The following is a 26,440-nucleotide window of genomic DNA, read 5'->3' on the forward strand; positions in this document are numbered from 1 at the left end:
GGCATATTTTTAAGTTTAAATTATATTTGAAATTAGATATCTAATATTATGAATTGTACAATAAGGGAGGCACTTAAATCCGATATGCCCAAAGTGCTGGAGCTCATTCATGAACTGGCAATTTTTGAGAAAGAACCTGATGCCGTGGAAGTAACCGTTGAAGAATTGGAGCAAAAGGGATTTGGAGAAAACCCCAATTTTTATTGTTTTGTAGCCGAGGTTGATGATGTGGTAGAGGGGATTGCTTTGGTATATACGAGATTCTCCACTTGGAAAGGTGTCGTATTGCATTTGGAAGATCTTATTGTAAGGCAAAGCATGCGGGGTCATGGTTTGGGGACTAAACTTCTGGATGAGGTGATCAAGTATGGCAATGCCTTGGGAGTAAAACGAATTTGCTGGGAAGTATTGGATTGGAACACGCCTGCCATCGATTTTTATGAAAGTAAAGGCGCCGATGTAAAACGGGATTGGGACGTAGTGCATTTGGATGAACAAGGAATAGCTAACTACATTTCAAGATTGTAAGATGCAGGTATTTAAATTTGGAGGTGCATCGGTAAAGGATGCCAAAGGCGTTAAAAACCTTGTGTCGGTTTTGAAACATGTTGGAATGAAGGATGCCCTGATTGTGGTGTCTGCCATGGGTAAAACCACAAACGCTCTGGAAACGGTGATTCACAACTACTTTCACAAACCTAATGAGCTGCAAAGTTCACTTCAGGACGTCAAGAAATATCACAACGAAATTTTATTGGAACTGTTTGAGCAGGAACAGCATCCTGTTTTTCAAAAAGTAACGGCACTTTTTAATGAACTCTCCGGATTTTTCGATAGGAATAAATCGCCAGACTATAATTATGTGTACGATCAATCTATTGGGTACGGCGAGTTGGTGTCCACTACCATTGTTAGTGAATATCTTAATCATGTAGGAATTAATAATAATTGGTTGGATGTTCGAAACTGTATCAAAACCGATAATTACTATCGGAAAGCCAATGTTAATTGGGAAGAGACGTGGGCGAATATCACGGCACAGGTGAAACCAGATGTTTTGAATATCACTCAAGGATTTTTAGGGAGCGATGCCAATAATTTTACGACCACTTTGGGGCGTGAAGGGAGTGATTATACAGCCGCTATTTTTGCTTATTGCCTAAATGCCGAAAGTGTGACCATTTGGAAAGATGTTGCTGGGGTTTTAAATGCCGATCCACGGTATTTTGACCATGCCCAATTGTTGAATCGAATTTCTTACACCGAAGCTATAGAATTGGCTTTTTATGGGGCCTCGGTGATTCATCCAAAGACGCTTCAGCCTTTGCAGAAAAAGGAAATTCCTTTACATGTAAAATCTTTCTTGGAGCCCAAAAGTAAAGGAACTACGGTATGCAAGGGAATGGATATTGAGCCAAAGGTGCCTTGTTTTATCGTAAAGAAAAATCAAGTGTTGATTTCCCTGTCTTCTTTGGATTTTTCGTATATCGTGGAAGATAATATCAGTGCAATTTTCAACTTATTACATACTTACAAAATGAAGGTGGACGTTATCCAAAACTCGGCCATTAGTTTTTCCGTGTGTGTAGATAATTTGTACGATAATTTGGATAAGTTATTACAGGACTTGAAAGCAAATTTCAAGGTCACTTGTTACAAAAACGTCTCTTTGTATACCATACGGCATTACAATAATACGGCGATTGAGGCTTTGGAAGACGGTAAAACTTTGCTCTTGAAACAGTTAACGCAGGATACGGTGCAGATGGTAACCAATTGAACAATTTAGTACATTTGCTATTATGAGTAAACAACAAAATGCTGGTTTGGTAAGTGCTAAGGAAGTAGCCAAAGCCATACAAATGGATAAGTACGGGTTTGTAGGGACTTTCTCGGGATGGGTATTGATGAAGTTGCTGAAAATATCTAAATTAAACAAGATTTATAATCGTAATAAGCATTTTTCCGATCTTGAATTTTTGGATAAAATCTTGGAGGAATTTCAGATTAAATTTGAAATTCCAGAGGAAGATTTAAAGCGTTTGCCAAAGGATGGGGCCTATATCACAGTGTCCAATCATCCGCTGGGGGGCATTGATGGTATTTTGCTGTTGAAGTTGATGTTGGAGCAGCGCCAGGATTTTAAGATCATTGCCAATTTCCTTTTACATAGGATCGAACCTCTTAAAAAGTATATTTTACCAGTGAATCCTTTTGAGGATCGGAAGGACGTAAAATCAAGTTTGGCAGGGTTTAAAACAGCCATTAAACATTTAAAAGAAAACCATCCGCTAGGGATTTTCCCTGCAGGGGAGGTGTCTACGTATAGAGATGGCAAATTGGTAGTAGATAAGCCATGGGAAGCGGCCGCCATGAAATTGGTAAAGAAGGCAGAAGTGCCCGTGGTTCCTATTTATTTCCATGCCAAAAATAGCAAGTTGTTTTACGAATTGTCCAAAATCAACGATACGTTTAGGACCGCAAAATTACCATCGGAATTGCTGACGCAGAAACGTCGTGTGATCAAGGTGCGTATTGGTCGTCCAATTCCTGTTAGTGAACAAAGGGAACATTCAACCCTGGAAAGTTATTCAGAATTTGTACGCCGTAAAACCTATATCCTTTCCAATTCGTTTGATGAAAAAGGGAAGTTCCTCAGCAATATTTCTACAACGCTTAAAGCAACCAAACCACCAAAGCGTATTGTGACGCCTATTGCCACAGATGTGATGGTGACGGAAGTGGATGCCTTGCGAGAAAATGATATGAGGTTGTTGCAAAGCAAGAATTATGAAGTGTTTTTGGCACCGGCCAATGCCATCCCTAATATTTTAAGGGAAGTAGGAAGGCTGCGTGAAATAACCTTTAGGGAAGTAGGAGAGGGAACCAACGAGGCTATCGATTTGGATACTTTTGATACCTATTACCACCATATGTTCCTTTGGGATAATGAGCGCCAGTTGATTGCTGGAGCCTATCGTATGGGATTGGGAGCTGCTATATTTGAAAAATATGGAATTGATGGGTTCTATCTGCAGGATTTGTTCCGTTTTGAGCCGGAACTTTATAAAATGATGAGCCAGTCCATTGAAATGGGGCGTGCCTTCATCATTAAGGAATACCAGCAAAAACCGATGCCTTTGTTTCTTCTTTGGAAGGGGATTGTGCATACCACTTTGAGATATCCTGAACACAAATATTTAATAGGAGGGGTAAGCATTAGTAACCAGTTTTCAAATTTCTCGAAGTCTTTAATGATCGAGTTTATGAAATCGCATTATTACGATCCTTATGTGGCGCAATATGTACGCCCCAAAAAGGAGTTTAAGGTAAAGTTGAAGGATGCCGATAAGGATTTTGTATTTGACGAAACCGAAGCCGATCTGAACAAGTTTGACAAGATTATCGACGAAGTGGAGCCAGGAGCTTTGCGCTTGCCAGTATTGCTGAAAAAATATATCAAGCAAAATGCCAAGTTGGTGGCGTTTAATGTGGATCCGCTGTTCAATAATGCTGTGGATGGCTTGATGTACATTAAAATTGCCGACTTACCCGAAAGTACTGTGCGTCCGGTTATGGAAGAATTTCAAGCTGAGTTAGAGCAAAAACTCTCCGAACAAAATGACGTGGAGAGTGCGGGGTAACAGCATTGTGAACTTGGCTAGGCAATTAAAACCAAGGTTTTTTTCCTAATTGGTATGTTTTATAGAATTCCCCGTCGGTTTTCGTAAGGTAAATGATACCTTCTATAACGGTAAATACCCAGACCAAAAAGCCCAAGAACCCAAAACTAAGCACGGATAGTATGATGGTTGCTATCAATAGGATGAGCCCTTCTTTGTTGTATCCCAAAACAAATTTATGAATACCAAAGCCGCCCAATAAAATGGCCGTTACGCCAGCGAGTACTTTTTTATTAGTCCCCGTAGTTTTTTCGAAGGCTTCTTTGGCACTTTCTCTAAATTCCCTACTAGCTTCTTCGGCTTCCTTGCCAAATTCTTTAGCACTGTCCTTGGCTTCTTTACCAAATTCTTCGGCTTTTCCTGCAGCTTTTTTTGCTGTTTTTTTGGCGTCGCCCAACATTTCGTTAAGGTCGTCTCCTAGGCTTTTTTCATCAGACATAGCTTTGTGTATTAATGGTTAGAATATTAAAAGTACTAAAAAATACCATCCTTTTTGTTGATTATGTGTGATTTGAGTTCCAAAGAGAATGAGGTTTTGTTATTGGAATGCTTGATCGATAGGTTCCCAAAGTTCAATTTTGTTGCCTTCATTATCCAAAATCCAAGCAAATTTTCCGTAATCATAGGTTTCCATATCTCCAACAATGGTAACCCCTTCTTCCTTTAAAGCTTTCAGCAAAGCTTCCAAATCCTCAACCCGATAGTTGAACATAAAGTCTTTTTGAGAAGGTTCGTAATACTTGGTGTCTTTTGGAAAGGGACTCCATTGGGTGGAGCAATCGTTGCCTTCTTTGTCTTTCCACCAAAAGGTACAGCCGTAATCGTCTGTATTAAATCCTAAATGCTTGTTGTACCATTCTTTGGTAGCGTTTGGATCGTTGCTTTTAAAAAACAAACCGCCAATACCTGTTACTCTTTTTTTCATTTGATGTGATTGTGTGATTATTTTTTCTTTAAGGCATTTTCATATACCGAAATCCATGCGTCAGGCGTCATTTTACGGCATAATTCAGCAATAAGCTTCATTGGGATGTCATCAATTCTCTTAAAGCGAATACAGCTTTTACCCATGTCTAATTTGTACTTACTGTAGTTGGGATATTCCTTTACAAACCATTCATGGATTTCCGGTACGGCATAAATACCGCTATGGTAGAGATTGATGGAATTTTTCTGTGAAGCGAAACTCATAAACGGCAAGGGCTCTTCCGGAGTGCAATGATAACCGTTTGGATAGAGGCTATGCGGTACATAATAGCCTATCATGCCATATTGGATGCCTTCCTCGAATCCCTTTGGAAGGTTGTCTTTGATAGTCTGTCTGAGTGTTTTTAAAACGTTTTGACGTTCTTCAGGAACCTGACTGATATAATCCTCTGGAGAGGTGGCTTTATATTGCATATTGGAATTCTGTCGTGTTATATGCAACTAAAGATAGTATAAAAAGTAGTAATTCTGCTAGGGAACTGAAATGTGGTTTAGTAAAATTCAGCTTTGATTTTGTCCACTATGGTTTGTGCCAACTTCTCTTTACTTTCTACTGTCCAACCGGCAATGTGAGGCGTAAGCAATACGTTCTGGGCCTGTATCAAGTATTTGAAAGCTTCTGGCATTTCCTCTAAAAACAGATTTTCAAAGGAGGCCTTTTCATATTCCAAAACATCTAAACCTGCACCCAATATATTCCCTGTTTTTAGGGCATCTACCAAATCTTCGGTTACTACACTCTTGCCACGGGCTGTGTTGATAAACCAAAATGGCTTTTTGAATTTTTTAATGAATGCTTTGTCAATCATGCCTAGAGTGAGAGGTGTTTGCGGCGTGTGAAGGCTCACCACATCCACTTGTTTGCAGAACACTTCAAAAGGAACTTGTTCTGCATTGTTGTCGCCTACACCATCTTGTATGTCGTAGCACAAGACATCTACTTCAAAACCTTTCAGTTTTTTTGCGAAGGCTTTTCCCATGTTTCCATAACCAATAATGCCCACGGTTTTTCCGTCGAGTTCCAAGCCTCTATTGGCTTCGCGAAGCCATTTGCCTTGGCGCACTTCAGCATCGGCTTTATTGAGGTTATTGAATAGCGAAAGGAGCATGCCTAAGGCCTGTTCACCTACAGCATTTCGGTTACCTTCAGGTGCAGCAATCAATGAAATGCCTTTTTGCTCGGCATAATCACAATCTATATTTTCCAATCCAGCACCAACACGACCAATGAACTTTAGGTTTGTTGCAGCATCCAAAAACTGCTGGTCAATGGTAAATCTACTTCTAATAACGATACCTTCATAGTCCTTGATTTTGGATTCAATCTCGGTTTTTGAAGAGGAGTAATCTTCATGATTGGTGAACCCCAAATCATTGAGTTGCTCAATTAACAAAGGGTGATTGGTATCGAGGTGAAGGATGTTCATAATGGGTATTAAAAACCTAAAATCATTTTGGCGATTAGGAAGTAAATTAAGATTCCAAAAATATCGTTACTGGTGGTAATAAATGGTCCAGTGGCTACCGCTGGATCTACGCCGCGTTTATCTAAAAATATTGGGATAAAAGTGCCTACAAGGGCGGCAATTACAATTACCGTAATCAAGGCGATACAAATTGTAAGCGAAACCAAATAAGGAGTCCCAAAAAAGAAATGACTTATGGGGAGCACAATCAAGGCAATGCCAATACCATTTACCAATCCTAAAAGAAATTCCTTAAAAAGGCGTCTCACTATTTTTCCTTTTATCGTGTCATTTGCCAATCCTTGCACTACAATGGCCGAAGATTGTACTCCTACGTTGCCTGCGGTGGCCTGTATAAGCGGGACAAAGGATAACAGGATGGTATATTTTTCCATGGCTGTTTGGAACCCTGTAATAATGGTGGCAGCACCCAATCCGCCAAACATTCCAATTAATAACCAAGGCAAGCGCGCTTTGGTCAATTCAAAGATGGTATCATCGGCTTCAACGTCTTGCGAGATACCGGCTGCCAACTGGTAGTCTTTATCAGCTTCTTCACGGATAACGTCTACAATGTCGTCAATGGTAATGCGACCGAGCAATATCTGGTTTTCGTCCACAACAGGAATAGCTTCCAAGTCATACTTCTGCATTACTTTGGCTACTTCTTCCACATCTTCATCCACATGTACAAAATCCACATTTTTAATGTAGATATCGGCTATTTTTTGATCGCTTTTGGCTGTAATTAAATCTTTAAGGGAAAGACGCCCGATGAGTTTTTCCTGTTTGTCAACCACGTAAATGGAATGCACTCTGGTAACATTTTCTGCCTGACCACGGATACGACGTAAACATCCTGCAACGGTCCAAGTAGCATAGACTTTTACAAGCTCTTTGGCCATCAATCCACCGGCGGTGTCTTCATCGTAGGCCAAAAGCTCTGTGATTTCTGCCTTGTGGTCTTCATCCTCAATATTGGAAATAACCTCCAATTGACGTTCTTCGGAAAGTTCTGAAAGGATATCGGCAGCATCGTCGGTGTCGAGTTCTTCAATTTCTTCTGCAATTTCCTTAGCAGAAAGGTTTTTTAGGACTTTCTCCCGGTTGTCCTCATCCAACTCCATCAGGATGTCCGAGGTGGTTTCAGAATCGAGCAATTTGATGATATAGATGGCGTCTTCCAGATCTAATTCATCCAGAATCTCGGCAATATCGGCATAATGGAAGTCATGGAGGAGTTTGCGCAGCTCTTTGTTGTTTTGTTCTTCAATGAGTTGCTCAACCTGCTCGATCAGTCCATCTGTCAGTTCAAATTGTATGTGCTCTCTTTCTTCAGGCAACGTGGTATATGTTATTGGTTTTCAATTAGGGATGTGAGTTCGATAAACTCTTGAACGTTGATTTGTTCGGGGCGCTTGTCAAATATAACATTTGCTTTTAAATTTTCTGAAGAAATGAGTGTTTTTAAACTGTTGCGCATGGTTTTTCTACGTTGTTGAAACGCGGTTTTTACTACGTTAAAGAAAAGGGCTTCGTCTACTGGAAGTGTATAGTTTTCTTTGCGTTTTAAAAGCAGTACTCCAGAATCTACTTTTGGTGGTGGGTTGAAGACTGTTGGTGGCACGGTGAATAGGTATTCGGCATCATAAAAAGCTTGGGATAATACCGAAAGGATGCCGTAGACTTTACTGCCTTCTTTGGAACAAATACGTTGGGCGACTTCCTTTTGGAACATTCCCGAAAACTCAGGAATCTGGTCTCGCATATCCAAAGCCTTAAAGACTATTTGGGATGAAATATTGTAGGGGTAATTACCAATAATAGCGAAGGGTTGCTCTCCGAAAACTTCGGTAAGGTCGTATTTTAAAAAGTCCTTTTCAATAACGCGATCTGCTAGATTCAGGTAGTGACTTTTAAGATACTCTACAGATTCGGTGTCAATTTCAATAACATGTGTAGTGATGTTCTTTTTGAGAAGGTATTTGGTGAGAACTCCCATACCAGGGCCAATTTCCAACACGTGTTTGTAGCCTTCCAAGGAGAGGGAATCTGCAATTCTTTCGGCTATGGACTCGTCGGTTAAAAAGTGTTGTCCTAGATGTTTTTTTGCTTTTACCTGATGTTGATGTGCCATAATCGAAATGGTTTTAATAAGAATTTATGTAAGAACTGAGTGAGCTGTAAATTAGTTGAAATCTACCGTGTATTCATCGATGATTTCCAATTCGGTTCTAAAGGACAGCATCTTGTCTGCAAATTTTTTAAGCCCTTCATTTCTCAATTGCGTGGCAAATACTTCGTAATATTCGTTCAAGGCTTCTTTAGAAAGGGCTCTATATTGAACGGAAAAGGTCAACCCGCCTTTTTCTTCTTCTATCAAAACCCTGGTAAGTTTTGCTTCCTTAAACTTACCTGTGGCCAATACTTGAGGGATGTGCTCCGTTTTCATCCATTGCAACCATTCTTCTTTGATGGTATCTTCAATATGCGTGGTGACGTTGTAAATAATCATGATTTCGGTAATTTTTTGCAAATAACAGGAGTTCCCCGCCATCTTCAAAAGGTTTTATTCTTTTTTCATAAGATAAGCCTATTTTTTGTAATTCTAATCAAGGATCCGCGAATTGTTCAATTACAAAAAGTAGTGTTGTAGGTGAGAATGTTGCGGCTGAAAAAACGTGGTTAATTGATGGCATCACCACGTAGCATCCTAAACTTTTTTCTGGCATCGACAAAGTAAATACTGTCTTCGTGATTGAAAATGATTTTTTCATAAAGTTCTTTAGCTTTTTCGGGTTGCGCTAAATGGTTGCTATAGAGTTCTGCCAAATAATAATAGGCATCATCGGCCAGTATGTCATCGCGGTAATTGGCAATGATTAATTGATAGTTATTGGCTGCCTTTTCATATTGCTTTTTCTTTTCAAACAATTGGGCTTGTTTAAACAACGCTTGGTCTTCTATGCTTTCACCTTTGTGTTCTGTCAGTATTTTATCCAAGAGGTTGATGGCTTCTTCGTTTTTGTTTTGAAAGGCCATTAAATCGGCTTTTGCGTACAGTTTTAAAGCCACATGAAGTGAGTCTTCATATTTGTTGTCCGAAATCAGTAGCTTCAAGTCCAAAGCATCATTGGCGATAAGTTGGGACGTGGAGGCCTTTAGAATTTTCAGTTGGGATTCGGCCCATTCAAAATCTCCTTTGTAATAGCTGGTCTTTGCAACTTTAAAACGGGCTTCCTGTGAAATGGTACTGTTTTTAAGATTGGCTTGAATTTGTGAGTAGAATATCAAAGCTTCATTGAATTTTTCTTGGTAGACCAAAATGTCGGCCAATTTCAATTTAACAGTGGCTTCCTGAAAATCGGAAAGCTCCAATTGTAAAGATTGTTTTAAGAATTTACTCGCCGCTTCAGGCTCATGTTTGTAAAAGGCCAAAAAGTTACCATAGGCAATCTGAAGGGGGACTGTTTGTTCAAAAGTGCCATATTCTTTAAAAACGGCTTGGTATTGGGCATCTATGCTATTGTATTCCTTTGGGGAAGCATTGGCTGTTTTGATGTCTAGTAACAATTGATGAGCTTTCAAAATACTGGAAATGTCCTGTGAATTTTGAAGGATAAATTCTAAAATTTCAGTGGCTGTTTCATAGTCCTTTTCGGAGGTGGCTACCATGGCCAGTTCCATGATGCGGTCCAAACTTTCAGGATTTCTCTTGTAAAGAGCCTTTTCTTGGGTGAAGGATTTTGAGTAATCCTTTTCCTGAACATAGAGCCAACTCAAGAGTTCATACCAATAGACGTCCGGTTGCGATTGGATTTTCTTTAGCAGTAATTTTTTAAGGTAAACATTGTTTTCGTTCTCTTTGTTTTCCGAAACAAAATCGCTGAAAGCTCTTTTGGCGTTGTTGAGGAATTCTGGTTTATCTTCTATGTAGTCGATGTAATTGGAAAACATTTGCTCGACATCTCCTTGCTCACCATAAATTCTGGCCAATTGGATGTTGTAGTTCTGGTCTGGGTTGAGCTCTATACCGCGTTTGTATACAATGATGGCTTTGTCCAAAAGGGAATGTTCTTCAAACTGGCGGGCTATACTGCTAACATAAATGGGACGCTCTTCTATTTTTTGAATGGCTTGATCGTAATAATTATTCGCCAAGGCCATGCTGTCCTGCAGTTGGTAATTGTAGCCCATTTCAATTAGCAGGGTAGGGAAAGAACCTCTACTGATACGTTCAGAGAGCATTTGGCCAGCTTTGTCGTACTGTTCCAGCTGCTGATAGGTTTCTACGATTTTGTAGAGGTATTTGGTAGAGCCTGGTTTTTCTTCGTCCAATTGCTGGTAGATGATCAGGGCTTTTTCAAAATCACCTTGTTTAAAATAGTTGTCTGCAAGTTGTTCGCTTTGGGAAAAAACCAAAGTATTCCATAGCGCAATAACAAGTAAAACTATCTTTTTCATAAGGCTAATTTATGTAAATATAAGGAATGCGGCTGCTACTTGCTGTGAATGTTTTGATAAAAAAAATGCCCGAACCTAGGTTCGGGCATTACCAGCCAAAATAAATGTGCTATTAATCATTATTTTTTAAAATGATTCAATTATTCTGCTGTGGCAATTTTTAATGCTATATGTGGGCTTGTTGTAATTCTTTTTAAAAGAAAATTTTACTCACTAACACAATAAGTGACACAAGTATAATGATGCGCTTAAGATTTTTCATAAGTAGGTTAATTTAATCGCTGTACTAACTTCATACTTATTTACAAAAAATCAAAATAAAACTACAAAAAATCGACGAATGACATGTTTTTTTTGCCTTTCGTCGATTTTTTTAAGTATTTTCCTGCTAAATTATATTTTGTCGAAACCTGTATAAGGAATAAGCGCTTCTGGGATGTTGATACCATCTTCGGTTTGGTAGTTTTCCAGTATCCCTGCGAGTACTCTTGGTAGGGCCAAGGAACTACCGTTAAGTGTATGGCATAACTGCTTTTTGCCTTCCGCGTTTTTAAATCTTAATTTAAGGCGATTGGCTTGGAAAGTTTCAAAGTTTGAAACGGATGAAATTTCCAACCAACGATCTTGCGCCGTTGAGAACACCTCAAAATCATAAGTAAGGGCTGAGGTGAATCCTAAATCACCACCACATAGTCTTAAAATACGGTAGGGCAATTTTAGTTCTTGAAGAATACCTTTAACGTGTTCTACCATTTCATCCAAAGCCTTGTAAGATCTTTCTGGATGTTCCACACGCAGAATTTCAACTTTGTCAAATTGATGCAAACGGTTAAGACCTCTAACGTGTGCGCCATAACTTCCTGCTTCTCTTCTGAAACAAGGCGTATATCCTGTTAAGGCGATTGGTAAATCACTTTCATTCAACATTTCATCTCTAAAGATGTTTGTTGCAGGTACCTCGGCAGTAGGGATTAAGTACAAATTGTCTTCGGTAACATGATACATTTGCCCTTCTTTGTCTGGCAATTGGCCGGTACCAAATCCTGAAGCTTCATTTACCAAATGAGGCAATTGGTATTCGGTGTAACCTGCTTGGGTGTTTTTATCCAGGAAATAGGCAATCAAGGCACGTTGTAACCTTGCACCTTTTCCTTTGTATACAGGAAATCCAGCACCCGTAATTTTATTGCCTAGTTCAAAATCTATAATGTCATATTTTTTAGCCAATTCCCAGTGAGGCAATGCGCCTTCCGGTAGTTCAGGAACATCTCCTTCACGGTATACTTCTTCGTTGTCCTCATCGGTATTCCCTGCAGGAACAATTGCGTTAGGAACATTCGGTATTTTATACAAAAGCTGATTTAAAGCTTCTGTAGTTTCATTAAGCTGATCTGAAAGGGTCTTTGAATCTTCTTTCAGTTGGCCTGTTTTTTCCTTTAAGGCATTGGCTTCGGCTACTTTCCCCGATTTGAACAACATTCCAATTTCCTTGGAAATACTATTGGACTCAGCTAAAATGTTGTCCAATTGTGTTTGGAAACCTCTCCTGTCCTCGTCTAATTTAAGGACGGTTTCTATCATTTCGGTGGCATCGATATTTCGTTTTGACAAACGAGTAATGATATCGGCTTTGTGCTCTCTAATAAAAGGTACTTGTAGCATGTGCTTTAAAATTTAAGGAACAAATTTAAGGAATTAGCTATAAAATCAATCTTGTTTTGAAGGCAAAATCCAAGAACTGTGTTTGTAAGGTTCCCAAGGCACACTGGCCAAATCTACGTTGGAATCTATAAGCTCTTGTCTCGGTTTACCATTGACGCTTATATGGCAGGTAACATAGACTTCTACGTCAAATCCCTTCTCTGCAAAATCCTTTTTTAAATGTTGGGAAAACTGCCAGATGACGTCGGGTTTTACCATGGCTCCCCTTATTTGCTTTCTGGTAAGATAATCGCTCAGTCGTATAGGTAATTCTTTGCCTGTTGCCTTGTCAATTACTTTGTAGGTGGCCATGCCATTTTTGGCTCTCAGCATCATACGCCAAGAGAGACGATGGCCTTCTTCTGTCCAAAGTACATCATCCTGAATAAAATGATGGCGTAACGGAAGCGCAATTTGGAATAGAAAGTATACAGAAAAGACCCCGATCATAATTTTATGATACTTCGGAATGAAAATCTCTCCTTCGCTATAAAATTGTTTCTTTTTTAAGAATAGCTTTTGAATGGTTTTTGGTTCAAAGAAAAATAGGTTGAAGGCTAAGGATAAATAAGGGAAAATCCCAACTTGAAAGACAAATGAATTGAACAGGTGGAAGAAAATGGAAGCAATAAAAGCATATTTTCTAGTCCGTTTCCACAGCATTAATGGAATTACCAATCCATCAAACAAAATGCCTCCGTAACTCAAGCAGTAGTGTACCCATTTTTCTTGTAAAAGTTCACCAACTAAAAAATAGTGTTGTTTAGATTTTAAAATCAATCCTATGGCAGATGCGTTTAACCAATCGGGGTACATTTTAGCAATAGATGCATAGGTGTAAACGATAAACAGTTGCAGTACAAAAATGTATTTACACCATTGCGGCATGGAATTGCTTTTGATTTCGGGATGTAATTTAGCGTCCAAAGAAAAATATCTGTTGGCGGGTTGAATTACCATAATGGCGCTTAGAAGCATCAATAAATAATAATGATTATTGTAAGATGACTTCTGCATGAAATACGTTCCCGACCACATGATGGTGAAGGCAAGCATGCTCCATCTGTACTTATATCCCAACATGATAAACAATCCCAAAAGTCCCATAATGGCATAATAAACATACATGCCGTTTCCTGGTAAGGGCTGCAACCATTCAAAACCTATAAACGAAAAAGTGAATTTGGGTTCTATCAAGGTGCGCTTGATCCAGCCTGTAAAGATGGCTCCTATGCTTTCAAAAATTAATAACAACCCAAAAATGGCCCTAAATACAACAAGGGCACTGTTGTCTATATGTTTGAAGAGGATTTTATTCATCGATATTGGCAATGAATTTCAAGGAATTTTCTTGATCCAATTTCAACTGTTCTTGCAATAAGGCTACGGATGCAAATTTTTGTTCATCTCGAAGGCGGTGCAATAATTCAACCCGAATGGTTTTTCCGTAAAGATCTTCATTGGTTCCAAATAGATGAACTTCTATGGATTGTGTTTTGCCATCAACAGTGGGATTGGTACCGATGTTCATCATGCCGTAAACTGTTTGGTCGTTCCATTGTGACCTAACAACATAAACCCCATTTTTGGGAATGAGTTTATAGTCTTCTTCAATATGAATGTTAGCTGTTGGAAAGCCAATTTGCTTGCCTAGCCCTTTGCCTTGTGTGATGGCTCCCGTCAAAAAGTAAGGATAGCCCAAATAAGCATTAGCCGTGGCGATATCTCCATTGTTGAGGGCTGTTCTTATTTTTGTGGAACTTACCGCAACATTTTCAATGTCTTCTGCCGAAATTTCCTCGACTTCAAACCCAAACTGTTCTCCAAATACCTTAAGGTCTTCAATGTTGGCACTCCTGTTTTTTCCAAACCGATGGTCGTAACCAATTATAATGTGTTTGGCATGCAATTCATCAACAAGTATTTTTTTTACATAATCATGGGCTGATAAATTGGCGAAATCCTTTGTAAACCTTTTTACGATTAAATGGTCCAATCCAGTTTGCTCTAAGATTTCTTGGCGTTCAGTAATGGTGTTCAAAAGCTTGATGTTGGCATCTTTTTGAAGTACCATTCTGGGGTGAGGGAAAAAAGTGAGGATTACAGATTCCAGTCCTTTGCCTTTGGCCGTTGCAATGAGGCGCTCAATAATTTTTTGATGGCCAATATGTACGCCGTCAAAAGTGCCTATGGTAATTACGGAGGGTTTGTCTATATATGTTGTTGAAGAATTGTGAAGTTTCAAGCCTGCTTTTTTGTGTAAAAATAGGTATTAAAGCCATGAAAATAAAAAAGGAGGATTGAAAAAATCTATCCTCCCTTTTTAGTGATATATACTTCTTTTAGCCTTTTAATCAAATATAATTACCAAAGAAGATTAATATAAGCGGTTATTTCCTGATAAATCGCAATGTTGTACTACTTGATTCTTTAGTAAGTTTTATAAAATACATTCCATTGCTAAACGCAGAAGTATTAATGGACAAGTCAGAACTATTTGCTATTGATTTTTGTAGCATAGACTGTCCAAGAATATTAAATATTTCATACGAATCGGGAAGGTTATTAGAGCTTCCCAAAGATATATTCAGTTGCGAGCTAACAGGATTTGGGTATAAAGAAATAGCAGTTGTGCTAAAATAGTCTTCTGTACTGAGTGTAAATGTCGAAATTTTTGTTTCTTCGGAATTGCCGAAATCACTGCCAGTATAGATTACTGTATCATCATCTGTGGTTAAGGTGTAAGATCCGGCTCCTATTGTTAATCCATCTCCCCAAGAGTCTGTTATTAAAAATGTATAGCATTCATCTGCATTAACGTCAAAGGAGTAATTGAACGTCGTGTTCGAATCAAAATTTGAATAGCTTTCAGAATATAGAATTGTTCCTTCGCTGTCTCTGAATTCCCAATCTGTATCAGTAGCATAGTCGTCAGTTACTAAGGTTAAATGAACTTGCGTAGTTGAGGCATAGGATTCTGCGCTTGTGAACTGGTATGATATTAAATTGTTACAGTCGCGTTGATCTAAGTTGTTGTTGGCAGTTGCTACCTCGGCATTATAAATGTGATCTCCTCCCGTGGAATTTATTAATGTTGGGAGGGTTATATCTTCAAATTCACCGTACGCCAATGATCCGGTCCATGAATAAACTACAGAGTCTGATCCATCGATATCGCAGTTGATTTCAGTAGACGTCAATGTGCTTTCTCCATAGTTTGTGATTCTAACGTTAGCAGAAACGGTTCCTGTACAAGCATCAGTTTCCATGGCTCTTATCTCGATTGATGCGTCGTCATTTACAGCTGCTAAGGCTGTACAGGCATCTGAAGAGGTTGAATTAGGTCTGTTTGCCTCATTTTCCAATGTAGCCAAAATCCTTGCTTTTTGATCATTGGTAAAGACATTCATGCAGGCATCATTGGTGTAATCCATATAATTTTCTATCATGTCAGGCATGCCACTAGGGAAGGAGCAAGAATCTACATTGGAAGGACATCCGTAATTTTCGGAAGCAACGGCGGGTGTATCATCACAGTAATCCCCATTTCCAGTGCAACCATTACCTGTGCCACTACTTTGGAAGGTGTGATAGAGACCTAAATAGTGTCCAACTTCATGGGTCATGGTTCTACCTAAATTGTATACACCAGGAATAGTTACACCCTCGGCATCATTACTCCCGAAGAAACGATAGTCTGATACAACGCCATCTGTATTTGCAGGCCCACCAGGAAATTGTGCATACCCCAATAGGCCATTGCTTCCAAAGTTTACAGACCACATGTTCATGTATTGAGAAGGATCCCATACTGTGGCTGGTTTTAGAGTTGCATCAATGACGTCTGGAAATGCCCATTCGGTACTAATGTTTGACATGTCTATGCGATCTATTCCTGTGGTAATACAACCATCAGGAGTTCTTGAGGCGAGGCAGAACTCTATTTCTACATCTGCTCCATCTGGGTGGGTGTTAAATCCATTGGTGCCTACCATTCTTCGGTAATCCTCATTTAAAACTTGGATTTGTGAAAGTACTTGTTCGTCAGAAATATTGGCACCGGTCCCGATTGGTTCTCCATTATGGATAACGTGTACTACAACAGGTATAGTGTATTGAAGACTGCGTTGCCCATTTGAATTTTTAATTTTAGTTTTTAGCGTTTGAATTTTTGGAGCCAGACGATTTTCATAAGCTTCGCTACCCATCATATTTGGGTGCTTGTTCAATAATTCTTGGTTATGTTCATCTGTAAGACACATACGGAGTTGTGTAGGGCTATTCGTTTGTGCCTTAAGGGAAAGGGAAAGTCCTATGCAGGCCAAAAGAAGTAAGTTAAAAGTAGTTTTTTTCATTTTTGTAATTGTGTAATTTTGTGTTAGGAGGGCGAAAATATAAAATATTGACGATAAAAATGTTAAATCTCAGTAGGAATGTCTTGTGATTGCTTGGTGGCCTTTTGTGAAGTCTTCGTTAATTGTGAAATTTTGTGACGTTAATGAATTGGGGTAGCAAAAAAAATAAAAAGAGTTGTTTGCTGGAATTATGAAAATGAGAGTGTTAAAGTTCAGTATCCTAAGGGTACAAAATTTCTTGCTTATAATATTTAATAATATATTCGTACGGATTCCTAATAATTGATTGAAAATGAACATAAATTGCACTAAAGTTTTTTGGCTTTTGTTATTTGCACTAAGTAGCTCAATAATTTTTTCTCAGTCTAGAAATACATATTGGGCTAGGGCAGATTTAAGGAGTTTGGAAACGTCTAAAAAAATACAAAGGGCTTCTCAGCCCAATACATTTAAGGTGTTTACTTTAGATGTTGAAAAATTGAGGGGAGTGCTTGAAAATGCTCCCTTACGAGGTCTTATTTCTGGAAAATCCAATACCGTTATCGAATTTCCAACTGCTAATGGTGAGTTACAATCGTTCCGAGTTTTGGAGTCTCCAATTATGGATCCGGTTTTGGCTGAAAAATACCCGATGATTAAAACCTATAAGGCTTTTGGGATTGAAGATCCGACAGCCTCAATGCGTTTCAGTATTACACAATTTGGATTGCATGCAATGATTCTTTCAGGAAATCAGAGCACTTTGTATATTGATCCTTACACGGTCGATTATAGTGTCTATATGGTTTATGAGAAGGTTGCATTGGGTACCAATACACAAGATTTCTCGTGTCTTCAGGAGGAGGGTGCAAATTTGGATTCTTTGGAAGGTGATATCTCAACACAAAAAGCTGCCGATGATGAAACACTGAGAACCTTCAAGTTGGCATTGTCGTGTACTGGAGAGTATGGCGCTCTTTTTGCAGGAACAGGAACAATAGCAGAGCAAAAAGCTAATGTTCAGGCGCAAATGGTGATTACTATGAATCGTGTAAATGAAATTTATGAGCGTGATTTAGCAATTACAATGGAGTTTGTGGCAAATAACGATGAGGTTATTTACTTGAATGGAGCGTTTGATCCGTGGCAAGGAGAATATAACATTAAGACAGCTCAAACTCTAGATGATGTTATAGGTGTGGGAAATTATGATATAGGCCATAATTTTAATACTTCTGGAGGTGGAAATGCGGGGTGTATAGGTTGTGTTTGTGCTTCTACCTCCCAATATAGCTGGCACAAAGGAAGGGGGTACACTGGTAGTTCTAATCCTGTCGGTGATGCTTTTTATATAGATTATGTAGCTCATGAAATGGGGCATCAATTTGGAGGCTATCATACTCAATCTAGTGTCAATTGTGTTAGTGGTAATGGAGAAAGTGAAGTAGAGCCTGGTAGTGGAAGTTCTATTATGGGATATGCTGGAATTTGTTCCCCTAATGTACAAAGTAATAGTGATGCCCATTTTAATTATATAAGTGTTTTACAGATTACCGATAATGTAAAAACAGGTGTGGGTAGTAATTGTGCGGAGGAAACTGTCTTGGTAAATCAAGCGCCAATAGCCGATGCTGGTGAGGATTATACCATTCCAGCTAATACTGCTTTTGTTCTGACAGGTTCGGCTACAGATGCTGATGGAATAGAAACTTTAACTTATAATTGGTCGCAGAATGATCCGGCTGCATCTGGTAAATCTGGTTTCCCTCAAAGCAATTGGCTTACCGGACCTGTTTATAGATCATTGCTTCCTTCAGATTCTCCTCAGCGCTACCTTCCAAAACTAGAGGATGTTTTAAATGGTAATTTAACACCAACATGGGAGGTAACTCCTTCTGTGTCTAGAGATTTGAATTTTGCTTTCTTGGTTCGTGACAATGGGAGTGGAGTTGGGAATGGTGTTGGGCAAACAGATGCAGATCTTATGACCGTAACTGTTAATGCTGCTGCAGGTCCATTTGTGGTGACTTCTCAAAATGAAGAAGGTATTGTTTGGAATAGTGGTGAAACGGAAACTGTGACTTGGGATGTTGCGGGGACTACAGCAAACAATATTAACACTTCCCATGTCAATATTTTGTTGTCAACTAACGGTGGGGAAAGTTTTGATATCGTTTTGGCAGAAAATACTCTTAATGATGGGCAAGAGGATATCGTTATTCCTGATGTTCTGCCTTCGTTTTTTTGTCGGGTAATGGTGCAAGCGGTAGATAATATTTTTTATGCTGTAAATTCTCAAGTGTTTGCTTTGGGGTATACCTGTGCACAGTATGAGTCTGGAGATCTGAATTTAGGAATTCCGGATGGTGTTGGAGCAAACAGCCCCGGTGATATTTTGTTAAGTTCTATTAATATTGAAGATTCGCAGGTCATTCAAACAATTAAAGTGTACACAGATATTTCGCATAATTGGTCTGGGGACTTGTTTTTGGAATTGAGACATCCAGATGGGGAGACTGTAGTAACGCTTTATGATAGAAATTGCAATAATGGAGAAGATGACCTAGATGTCGTTTTTGATGATGAGGGAAGTGTTATTTCTTGTAGTAATCCTGTAAGCGGGATATTTATGCCAGAAACACCTTTAAGTACTTTTTTAGGTTTGAATGCGGAAGGAGAATGGCAATTGGCCATAACTGATTATTATTCATCAGACCAAGGAATTTTAAACTCTTGGTATATTGAATTATGTACCTTGACAGATAGTTCTTTGGGAGTTGGCGAATTTTCATCTAATGAATTTAGTATTTTCCCCAACCCTAATAAAGGAGAGTTTACTATTAAGTTGAATTCTCTATCGGGTAATGATATCAAGGTGGATGTTTATGATGTAAGAGGACGTTTGATCTACAAAAAATCATTTGCCAATTCATCAGATTTTAGCCAGACTATTGGATTAAATAATGTGCAATCTGGAATGTATTTGGTAACGGTAAATGATGGCGAACGCAGCGCTACCAAAAAGATTATCGTAGAATAATTTAAGAGAAGTTATTTATGTGAAAAAGGAGCGACAAATGTCGCTCCTTTTTTATTTCCCGTTGAATGTGTTCATGGTGTTGTTGACGCCTGCCAATCCAAAAGAGGTGATCAATTCTGTGGATTTTTCTAAGCGTTCCGGAAGCTTTTCGGTTTCTTCTGGAGTCCATTCTCCCAAAACATAGTCTACTTGTCTTCCTTTTGCGAAAGCATCGCTAATACCAAACCTAAAGCGGTTGTAATTGGTAGTTTGCAATTTGTCTTGAATGTCCTTTAGTCCATTGTGGCCGCCATCGCTTCCTTTGGTTTTTAGGCGAATAGAGCCAAAAGGAAGATTCAAATCATCGGTGATTACCAATAGGTTTTCCAATGGAATGTTTTCCTTGGCAAGCCAATACTGAACTGCTTTTCCGCTTAGGTTCATATAGGTATTCGGCTTTAGCAAAATAAATTGTCTTCCTTTGAATTTGTAAATAGCGATATCTCCCAATTTTTGGGTTTCGAATGTTAGGGCTTCCTTTTTAGCCAAAAAATCCAATACCTTAAACCCGATATTGTGCCTTGTTTCGGCATATTTGTCTCCTATGTTTCCTAAGCCTACAATAAGAAATTTTTTCATGGGGTGAATGTCTTTGTCTTTAACCGATGGGGTTCTTTTAAAGAAATTAAAAAACTTCTTACACATACCTGTTTGTTTGTGTAAAAATAAAAAAGCATCCCACAAATGGAGATGCTTTTTGAATATAAGATTTAAAATCTATTCTTGTGCTTCTGCTGCATCGTCTTCGTCTAGATCTTCATCATCGTCAGATACATTCATTGCTGCTCTAGAACGTCTTACTTGACATACTACAGTGTTGTCTGGGTGTAAGAATTTGTAAGCTTCGTTTTCTAAAGCTGTAATGTAAAGCTTGCTTCCAATTCTCAAAGGAGTAATGTCTGCCTCTACGAAATCTGGCAAGTTAGCAGGAAGAGCCTTAACTCTAAGTTTACGCTTGTTTTTACGTAATACACCACCATTCAATACCCCTCTAGAAGTACCGATAATGTGTACAGGAATATCCATAGTGATTTCTTTGTCCTCGAATAACTGATAGAAATCGATGTGAAGGATTTTATCGGTTACAGGGTGAAATTGGATGTCCTGCATTACGGCGTTGAAAGTGTCGCCATTTTCCAAAGCAATCACAACGGTATGCGCATCAGGCGTATAAACCAGTTTAGAGAATGCTAATTCAGGTGCTGAGAAATGAACTGGCTTGTCTCCTCCGTATAATACGCAAGGAACCTGTCCAGCATTACGTAGGGCTTTCGTTGCCTTTTTGCCCACGCTTTCTCTTTGAGATCCATTGATTGTAATTGATTTCATTTGTTGTTTATATTAAATTAAAAATTTATTACTAATTGATTTGTTGTAGTGCACGTTGTGCATTACATCGGCAAATAGTTCGGCGCAAGTCAATACGCGAATCTTTTTGTTTTCTTGTTTTAAAGGAATGGAGTCTGTAACGATCAACTCTTCCAATTTGGAATTTTCCAAACGCTCGTAAGCGCTACCAGATAGGATAGGGTGTGTACAGATAGCACGAACGCTCAATGCGCCTCTCTCTATCATCAAATCGGCTGCTTTGGTCAAAGTTCCTGCAGTATCCACCATATCATCTACCAAAACCACATTTTTACCAGTTACGTCACCAATGAGTTCCATGTGTGAAATCAGGTTGGCTTTGGCACGCTGCTTGTAACAAATTACCACATCACTACTCAAAGCTTTGGAATAGGCGTAAGCTCTTTTAGATCCTCCCATGTCAGGAGATGCAATAGTTAAGTTATCTAAGTTTAAGCTTTCCAAATAAGGTAAAAAGATTGTGGATGCAAATAAGTGGTCTACCGGTTTTTCGAAGAACCCTTGTATTTGATCTGCGTGCAAATCCATAGTGATGATACGGGTTGCCCCTGCAGCTTCCAACATTTTTGCCACCAATTTTGCAGCAATCGGCACTCTAGGTTTGTCCTTACGGTCCTGTCTAGCCCATCCAAAATAAGGCAATACCGCTGTAATGTGTCTTGCAGAAGCACGCTTGGCAGCATCAATCATCAATAACATTTCCATTAGGTTTTGAGGTCCCGGGTGAGTGGATCCAATAATGAAAATGCGAGTTCCTCTAATAGACTCTTCATATGAAGGCTGGAACTCTCCGTCGCTATAAGTTGAGGTAATCACGTTCCCCAATTTAACACCAAAGTTCTCTGCAATTTTTTCAGCGAGCTCCCTGCTTTGTGTGCAGGTAAAAATTTTGGCTTCTGTAGCTACATTAGGCATTGGTAAATGTTTGTTTTGTAACGAATTAAAATTCGGTTTGTTAAATGAGGTGCAAATTTAGGAATTTATTTTAAGTCTAAAAGAATAAAAGTTGCAAATTTTTCTTGTGAGAATGAAAATAATTTATAATTTTGCAATCCGATTTCAAGCCTTGGTGGCGGAATTGGTAGACGCGCTGGATTCAAAATCCAGTTTCTTCGGAAGTGTGGGTTCGATTCCCACCCAAGGTACAAAGACCCGGTTAATCTTAGATTGATCGGGTTTTGTGTTTTTAGTCTTTGTTATACGCTGTCTTCCTTTTTTTGTTTAAACCGATTTAAATTTCATACTTCAACAACCGTAAGGCATTTAGAACGACCACTAATGTTGAACCTTCATGACCTATAACGGCAGGACCAAGGTCCACCATGCCCAGTATTGTTAATGGTACAAGAATCGCAACCATTCCTAGGCTTATAATCAGGTTTTGCTTTATAATTTTCTTCGCTTTTCGACTAAGTCCAATGGCAAAAGGGAGGTTGTTCAATTTATCTGCCATTAAAGCGATGTCTGCAGTTTCCAAAGCCACGTCTGAACCAGCTGCTCCCATTGCGATTCCTACCGTGCTTTTTGCCATGGCAGGGGCGTCGTTAACTCCGTCTCCCACCATAGCGACACCGCCTTTTTCTTCCTCTTTTAATTTTTCAATGGCCTTTACTTTATCTTCGGGGAGCAGGCTGCCTAAAGGATCCGTAATACCTATGTTTTTGGCAATGGCATCCGCGACCTTTTGATTGTCTCCTGTTAACATTATCATTCTTTTAATGCCAAGTTCCTTTAAGGCTGAAAGGGTCTCTATGGCTTCTGGGCGGGCCACGTCCATCACTGATATGATCCCTAAATAGTTTTTGTCTTGATGAACAATCATGGCGGTATGCCCCTCGGACTCGAGCTTTGACATGTTTCGGTCAATTTCAGATGGAATTTTTTTACCTGTAATTTCTGTTAAGAGCCGCCTATTTCCTATATGAATAACGGAACCTAGCCAAAAGGCTTTAATGCCTCTTGCTACCAAGGCTTGTAGATTTTCAGCTTCGGAAATGTCTGTTGCTCCCAATTCTTTCTTTCCATCTTCCACAATAGCTGCTGCCAATGGATGGTCGCTCAATGCCTCTACGGCAATGGCTGCCTTCAATAGGTATTCCTTGGTCGTTTTTCCGTAAGGAATGGCATTGGTCAGTTTAGGTTTGCCTTCCGTTAATGTTCCTGTTTTATCAAAAGCAATGGCACTCAGTGCGCCTAAGTCTTCTAATGGTCTCCCGCCTTTTATCAAAACGCCTTGTCGGGCGGCTCTTGCTATTCCTGCCAAAACTGCACTTGGTGTGGAGATGGCTAGCGCGCATGGCGAAGCGGCAATTAATACTGACATGGCCCTGTAAAAGCTTTGCTGGAAGGTTTCGTCAATGATTAAAAATGCAAGCAATAGTAAAACCACCACTATTAAAACTATGGGTACATAATACTTTTCAAACTTGTCTGTTAAATGCTGTGTTGGGGATTTTTGAGTTTCGGCCTCTTTTACTAAAGTGATCAATCTGGATAGGGTACTGTCTTTTGCTTGCTTTAAAACTTTCACTTCCAAGACGCCACTGCCATTGATTGTACCAGCAAACACGCGATTTTCAGGGGCTAACTTATTTATGTCATTTTCATTTTTCCATTGTAGGCTGGGACGTTTGTCAATAGGAAGGCTTTCCCCTGTAATTGGCGCTTGGTTGACGGCACTTGTTCCTTTTATTATTACACCGTCCGCTGCAATTTTGGTGTTGGGCTTGACCACGATAAAATCTCCTATCATTAATTGCTCGATCCTTACTTCTGCCACATTATTATCTCTTTTGACCAAAGCTACGGGAGGTGTTAAATCGGAGAGGGCTTGGATAGATTTTCTAGCTTTCTTCATGGCATAGTGTTCCAAGGCATGACCCAAACTGAACAAAAATAGGAGTAGCGCTCCTTCGCCCCATTTGCCTAAGGCCGCTGCGCCTATTGCAGCAAATAGCATGAGAAAATCTATTTCAAAATGTCCTTTCAACAAATCTCTTCCTGCGGTGATGAAGGTGAAAAATCCACCCCAAAAACAACTGATAACAAAAAGGGAGGTGGGTATACTTTGGGCAGTGTTAAAAAACAGGGAAATGACCAACCCAAATAGCCAGAGTACACCGCTGATTATAGCAAAATATAATTCGGTGTTTTCACCAAAAAATAGCAGTTTTGATGAAATTTCGTGATGCTCAGTCGATTCATTTTTTATGAAGTCACTATGAATCTGCCCGATTTTAAACCCTAATTTCTCTATGGATTGGATGATGGAGGATTGATTGGTCTGACTATTTTTGTTGTCCCATTCTAATTGGACAATTCCCGAAGCTGAAACAGACACAAAATTGACGTCAATTTTCTTCCTTAAAATTTGCTCAATTCTACGAGCCTTCCTAGCATGTCTAATTTCTTTTATTTCAATATGTAGCTTTGGCATAATTAAAATATCAATGCTATTGGGTCGTTTTTTTTTGCAAAGGCGGAGAGCCGTTTTATAACTGATAGTTATAGGATAAATTTACTTTAATTTTGGTTTAGAGCGATTATATATTGTTGTGAGAAGTGCTTTTGGTGAATTTTTCTTTTTGATAAATTAATCTTAATTATGGTAAAAGTTAAGAAGCTATAATCAACCTGCGTTCTATTATTGGTTGAATGGATTAAATTTATAATCAAATATATAGTTCATGGCGAACCAAACAGTTTTCATGCTTAAATATTCATCACTCATTTCTGCATCACAGGCTTGCTTTAAAAATGAATTCAAATCTTCAATTGTATAAAACGCAGTGAATGTCCCTTTTGAAATATCATATATAATGCCCGCCCGATAAAGAGTGCCAACTCTCCAGTCAGTCAATCCCATACTGTGGAAAAAGCTTTCAATATAGATGTAGTTTTCATTACTACAGATGGCTCTGAAATAGCCATTTTTACTTACAGCTAATTTCTCATTTTCTTTATTGGTAAAATATTTTTTTATTGAATTCGCTCTAAAGTAAATATGTCTTCCGTCAGAGACTGCGAAAGGTTCTTTGATTCTTTTCCCTTGACTATCCCAGAGTTTAAATGTATTATTTGTGGGATTATAGTTCTTTTTTACTTTAATCGAGTCTTCTGCTCTAATATCGTTCATTAGAAAATTCATATGTGTTTTGAAAATACCTGGCAGATATTTTTTATCCGAAATTTGACCAAATGACAAACTTATATTTGTGATAAAAAGAATGATTAGGATTGTTTTCATATTACAATATTGAGCTAATTGGTTGGTGATTGTACTTTGCACAACATTTGATTGAGAGCTTTGGTGTGAGTATGCCTAAATCAATTTTTTCGAATAGTTCCTGTAGGTTACATTTAAAATAATTCAAACTATCATCCCGGCATTAATGCACTGGCTAATCAATTCTACAGTATTACTGGCGCCAGACTTTAGAGCAATATTCCTTCTGTGGGTTTTTACAGTTTCGGCAGAGATGTGTAACAAATTGGCAATGGTTTTGGTGCTTTCCCCTTTTGCCAAATGCTGTATGATTTCCTTTTCGCGTTTGGTGATGCATTCTATCCAGTCCTTTTTCTTGTCAATAGAGTTGTTTGGGCAAAAGCACCCCGATTGGCTGCAAATATTATAATAGGACTTTTCCCCATCCAAATGGATAAAGGATACCTCATTTGTCGATTTTACTTTTAGGTGACTAATGTCGGTATGGATACTAATAATATGTTTGGGGAGTATTTCTTCGCTTAGAGCTATGATTGAAGTTTGGACCATCATGGTTTTTATTTGCTCTGATTGATCAACCCGATTGTAAGTAAAAATGATTTTATAAGAAAGAATGTCACTTTTTGGTAAAAACCGGAAGAAGAAGTCCTGTATGGTCTGCTCTTTTTTTAGGATTTTTTGGAATTCGCATTCTTGAACTTTTTCAAGCATTTTTTCCATGGTGACTTCTTCAGGTGGGATGCCTAAAATTTTCTCAACGCTGGGGGAAATGTATTCTATGGTTAAGGTTTTAAGGTTGAGTATGTAATAGTAGCTGGCTCCGGGAGTAAAAATATTGGCAATTTTAATGAGTTGCTCCGAATTTCGGAAGGTATCATCAAGGGCAATGTTTTTGGTGTAATTTTCTTTCCAAAAGTTTATAATGGTGGCTGGTTGGTTGTTGGTTTCCATTTCATTTCATTTAAATTGTTTTAGCTTACTGGGTGTATTTAAATTATTGAGATATGCTAGTTGCAACAATTATTATAGATGAAGATTAAATTTCATCGACAAAATGCAGTTTGAAGGCTAAAGGGGGGCATAAATTAGATGAATATTTAAATGTAAGCTGTATTGGTTTCTATTATGTTGTT

22 protein-coding genes and 1 tRNA gene are annotated in these 26,440 nt (G+C 38.8%); 5 read left to right on the forward strand and 18 right to left on the reverse strand.

All coding sequences use genetic code 11. The features are described from left to right. Positions 1-48 precede the first annotated feature (48 nt). From AC6I5C_RS03690 to AC6I5C_RS03700, 3 genes are read left to right on the forward strand one after another with little or no spacing between them, the layout of a single operon-like run. The gene (locus AC6I5C_RS03690) at positions 49-528 is read left to right on the forward strand and encodes a GNAT family N-acetyltransferase (protein WP_497903998.1); all 480 of its coding nucleotides are present in this window, start codon (positions 49-51) and stop codon (positions 526-528) included. Between the two features lies 1 nt (position 529). Continuing rightward, entirely contained in the window at positions 530-1,780 is a 1,251-nt protein-coding gene (locus AC6I5C_RS03695) for an aspartate kinase (RefSeq protein ID WP_497903999.1), read from the forward strand. A gap of 22 nt (positions 1,781-1,802) precedes the next feature. Beyond that, positions 1,803-3,644: a GNAT family N-acyltransferase gene (locus AC6I5C_RS03700; RefSeq protein WP_497904000.1), complete on the forward strand. Its 1,842-nt coding sequence runs from the start codon at positions 1,803-1,805 to the stop codon at positions 3,642-3,644. A gap of 25 nt (positions 3,645-3,669) precedes the next feature. Here AC6I5C_RS03700 and AC6I5C_RS03705 read toward each other — a convergent pair whose 3' ends face one another. The 12 genes from AC6I5C_RS03705 to AC6I5C_RS03760 form a co-directional block, all read right to left on the reverse strand. Further along, entirely contained in the window at positions 3,670-4,122 is a 453-nt protein-coding gene (locus AC6I5C_RS03705; protein WP_497904001.1) for a TM2 domain-containing protein, read from the reverse strand. Positions 4,123-4,221: 99 nt separating this feature from the next. Beyond that, positions 4,222-4,608 carry a VOC family protein gene (locus AC6I5C_RS03710; RefSeq protein WP_076662476.1) on the reverse strand — a complete coding sequence of 129 codons (387 nt, stop codon included), beginning with the start codon at positions 4,606-4,608 and terminating at the stop codon, positions 4,222-4,224. A 17-nt stretch (positions 4,609-4,625) separates the two neighbouring features. Further along, positions 4,626-5,084: a DUF1801 domain-containing protein gene (locus AC6I5C_RS03715; RefSeq protein WP_497904002.1), complete on the reverse strand. Its 459-nt coding sequence runs from the start codon at positions 5,082-5,084 to the stop codon at positions 4,626-4,628. A 77-nt stretch (positions 5,085-5,161) separates the two neighbouring features. Further along, a complete protein-coding gene (locus tag AC6I5C_RS03720; RefSeq protein WP_497904003.1) occupies positions 5,162-6,097 on the reverse strand; it encodes a 2-hydroxyacid dehydrogenase in 936 nt (311 codons plus the stop codon). A gap of 8 nt (positions 6,098-6,105) precedes the next feature. Beyond that, the gene (mgtE, locus tag AC6I5C_RS03725) at positions 6,106-7,479 is read right to left on the reverse strand and encodes a magnesium transporter (protein ID WP_497904004.1); all 1,374 of its coding nucleotides are present in this window, start codon (positions 7,477-7,479) and stop codon (positions 6,106-6,108) included. Between the two features lie 11 nt (positions 7,480-7,490). Then, positions 7,491-8,273, reverse strand: a complete 783-nt coding sequence (gene rsmA / locus AC6I5C_RS03730) for a 16S rRNA (adenine(1518)-N(6)/adenine(1519)-N(6))-dimethyltransferase RsmA (protein WP_497904005.1) — start codon at positions 8,271-8,273, stop codon at positions 7,491-7,493. A gap of 51 nt (positions 8,274-8,324) precedes the next feature. After that, positions 8,325-8,693 carry a DUF4286 family protein gene (locus tag AC6I5C_RS03735; RefSeq protein ID WP_497904006.1) on the reverse strand — a complete coding sequence of 123 codons (369 nt, stop codon included), beginning with the start codon at positions 8,691-8,693 and terminating at the stop codon, positions 8,325-8,327. A gap of 128 nt (positions 8,694-8,821) precedes the next feature. Beyond that, on the reverse strand, positions 8,822-10,600 hold the full coding sequence (locus AC6I5C_RS03740; RefSeq protein WP_497904007.1) for a tetratricopeptide repeat protein: 1,779 nt from the start codon (positions 10,598-10,600) through the stop codon (positions 8,822-8,824). A 393-nt stretch (positions 10,601-10,993) separates the two neighbouring features. Then, positions 10,994-12,262, reverse strand: coding sequence for a serine--tRNA ligase (serS, locus tag AC6I5C_RS03745; RefSeq protein WP_497904008.1), 1,269 nt, complete (start codon positions 12,260-12,262; stop codon positions 10,994-10,996). Positions 12,263-12,307: 45 nt separating this feature from the next. Further along, entirely contained in the window at positions 12,308-13,621 is a 1,314-nt protein-coding gene (locus AC6I5C_RS03750; RefSeq protein ID WP_497904009.1) for an HTTM domain-containing protein, read from the reverse strand. Next, complete coding sequence (locus AC6I5C_RS03755; RefSeq protein WP_497904010.1) at positions 13,614-14,546, reverse strand: bifunctional riboflavin kinase/FAD synthetase; 933 nt, start codon at positions 14,544-14,546, stop codon at positions 13,614-13,616. Before AC6I5C_RS03755 ends, AC6I5C_RS03750 begins: the two co-directional genes overlap by 8 nt. 145 nt (positions 14,547-14,691) lie before the next feature. Continuing rightward, a complete protein-coding gene (locus tag AC6I5C_RS03760; protein ID WP_497904011.1) occupies positions 14,692-16,656 on the reverse strand; it encodes a T9SS type A sorting domain-containing protein in 1,965 nt (654 codons plus the stop codon). Positions 16,657-17,059: 403 nt separating this feature from the next. Here AC6I5C_RS03760 and AC6I5C_RS03765 point away from each other — a divergent pair, with 403 nt between their 5' ends. Further along, entirely contained in the window at positions 17,060-19,675 is a 2,616-nt protein-coding gene (locus tag AC6I5C_RS03765) for a zinc-dependent metalloprotease (protein WP_497904012.1), read from the forward strand. A 51-nt stretch (positions 19,676-19,726) separates the two neighbouring features. On the opposite strand, the gene pth is transcribed toward AC6I5C_RS03765, so the two are convergent. The 3 genes from pth to AC6I5C_RS03780 form a co-directional block, all read right to left on the reverse strand. Next, entirely contained in the window at positions 19,727-20,293 is a 567-nt protein-coding gene (gene pth / locus AC6I5C_RS03770; RefSeq protein WP_497904013.1) for an aminoacyl-tRNA hydrolase, read from the reverse strand. 138 nt (positions 20,294-20,431) lie between these two features. Next, on the reverse strand, positions 20,432-21,043 hold the full coding sequence (locus tag AC6I5C_RS03775; RefSeq protein WP_053976313.1) for a 50S ribosomal protein L25/general stress protein Ctc: 612 nt from the start codon (positions 21,041-21,043) through the stop codon (positions 20,432-20,434). Between the two features lie 12 nt (positions 21,044-21,055). Beyond that, positions 21,056-21,997 (reverse strand): ribose-phosphate pyrophosphokinase, encoded by a 942-nt coding sequence (locus AC6I5C_RS03780; RefSeq protein ID WP_497904014.1) that lies wholly within the window; start codon positions 21,995-21,997, stop codon positions 21,056-21,058. Between the two features lie 148 nt (positions 21,998-22,145). On the opposite strand from AC6I5C_RS03780, the gene AC6I5C_RS03785 reads away from it, so the two are divergent. Then, a tRNA-Leu gene (locus tag AC6I5C_RS03785) sits at positions 22,146-22,227 on the forward strand. 86 nt (positions 22,228-22,313) lie between these two features. On the opposite strand, the gene AC6I5C_RS03790 is transcribed toward AC6I5C_RS03785, so the two are convergent. From AC6I5C_RS03790 to AC6I5C_RS03800, 3 genes are all read right to left on the reverse strand, one after another. Further along, positions 22,314-24,518: a heavy metal translocating P-type ATPase gene (locus AC6I5C_RS03790; protein ID WP_497904015.1), complete on the reverse strand. Its 2,205-nt coding sequence runs from the start codon at positions 24,516-24,518 to the stop codon at positions 22,314-22,316. A 207-nt stretch (positions 24,519-24,725) separates the two neighbouring features. After that, positions 24,726-25,328, reverse strand: coding sequence for a hypothetical protein (locus AC6I5C_RS03795; protein WP_497904016.1), 603 nt, complete (start codon positions 25,326-25,328; stop codon positions 24,726-24,728). A gap of 123 nt (positions 25,329-25,451) precedes the next feature. Next, on the reverse strand, positions 25,452-26,258 hold the full coding sequence (locus tag AC6I5C_RS03800; protein WP_497904017.1) for a response regulator transcription factor: 807 nt from the start codon (positions 26,256-26,258) through the stop codon (positions 25,452-25,454). Positions 26,259-26,440: the final 182 nt, after the last annotated feature.

The organism is Mangrovimonas sp. sgz306409, assembly GCF_059735265.1.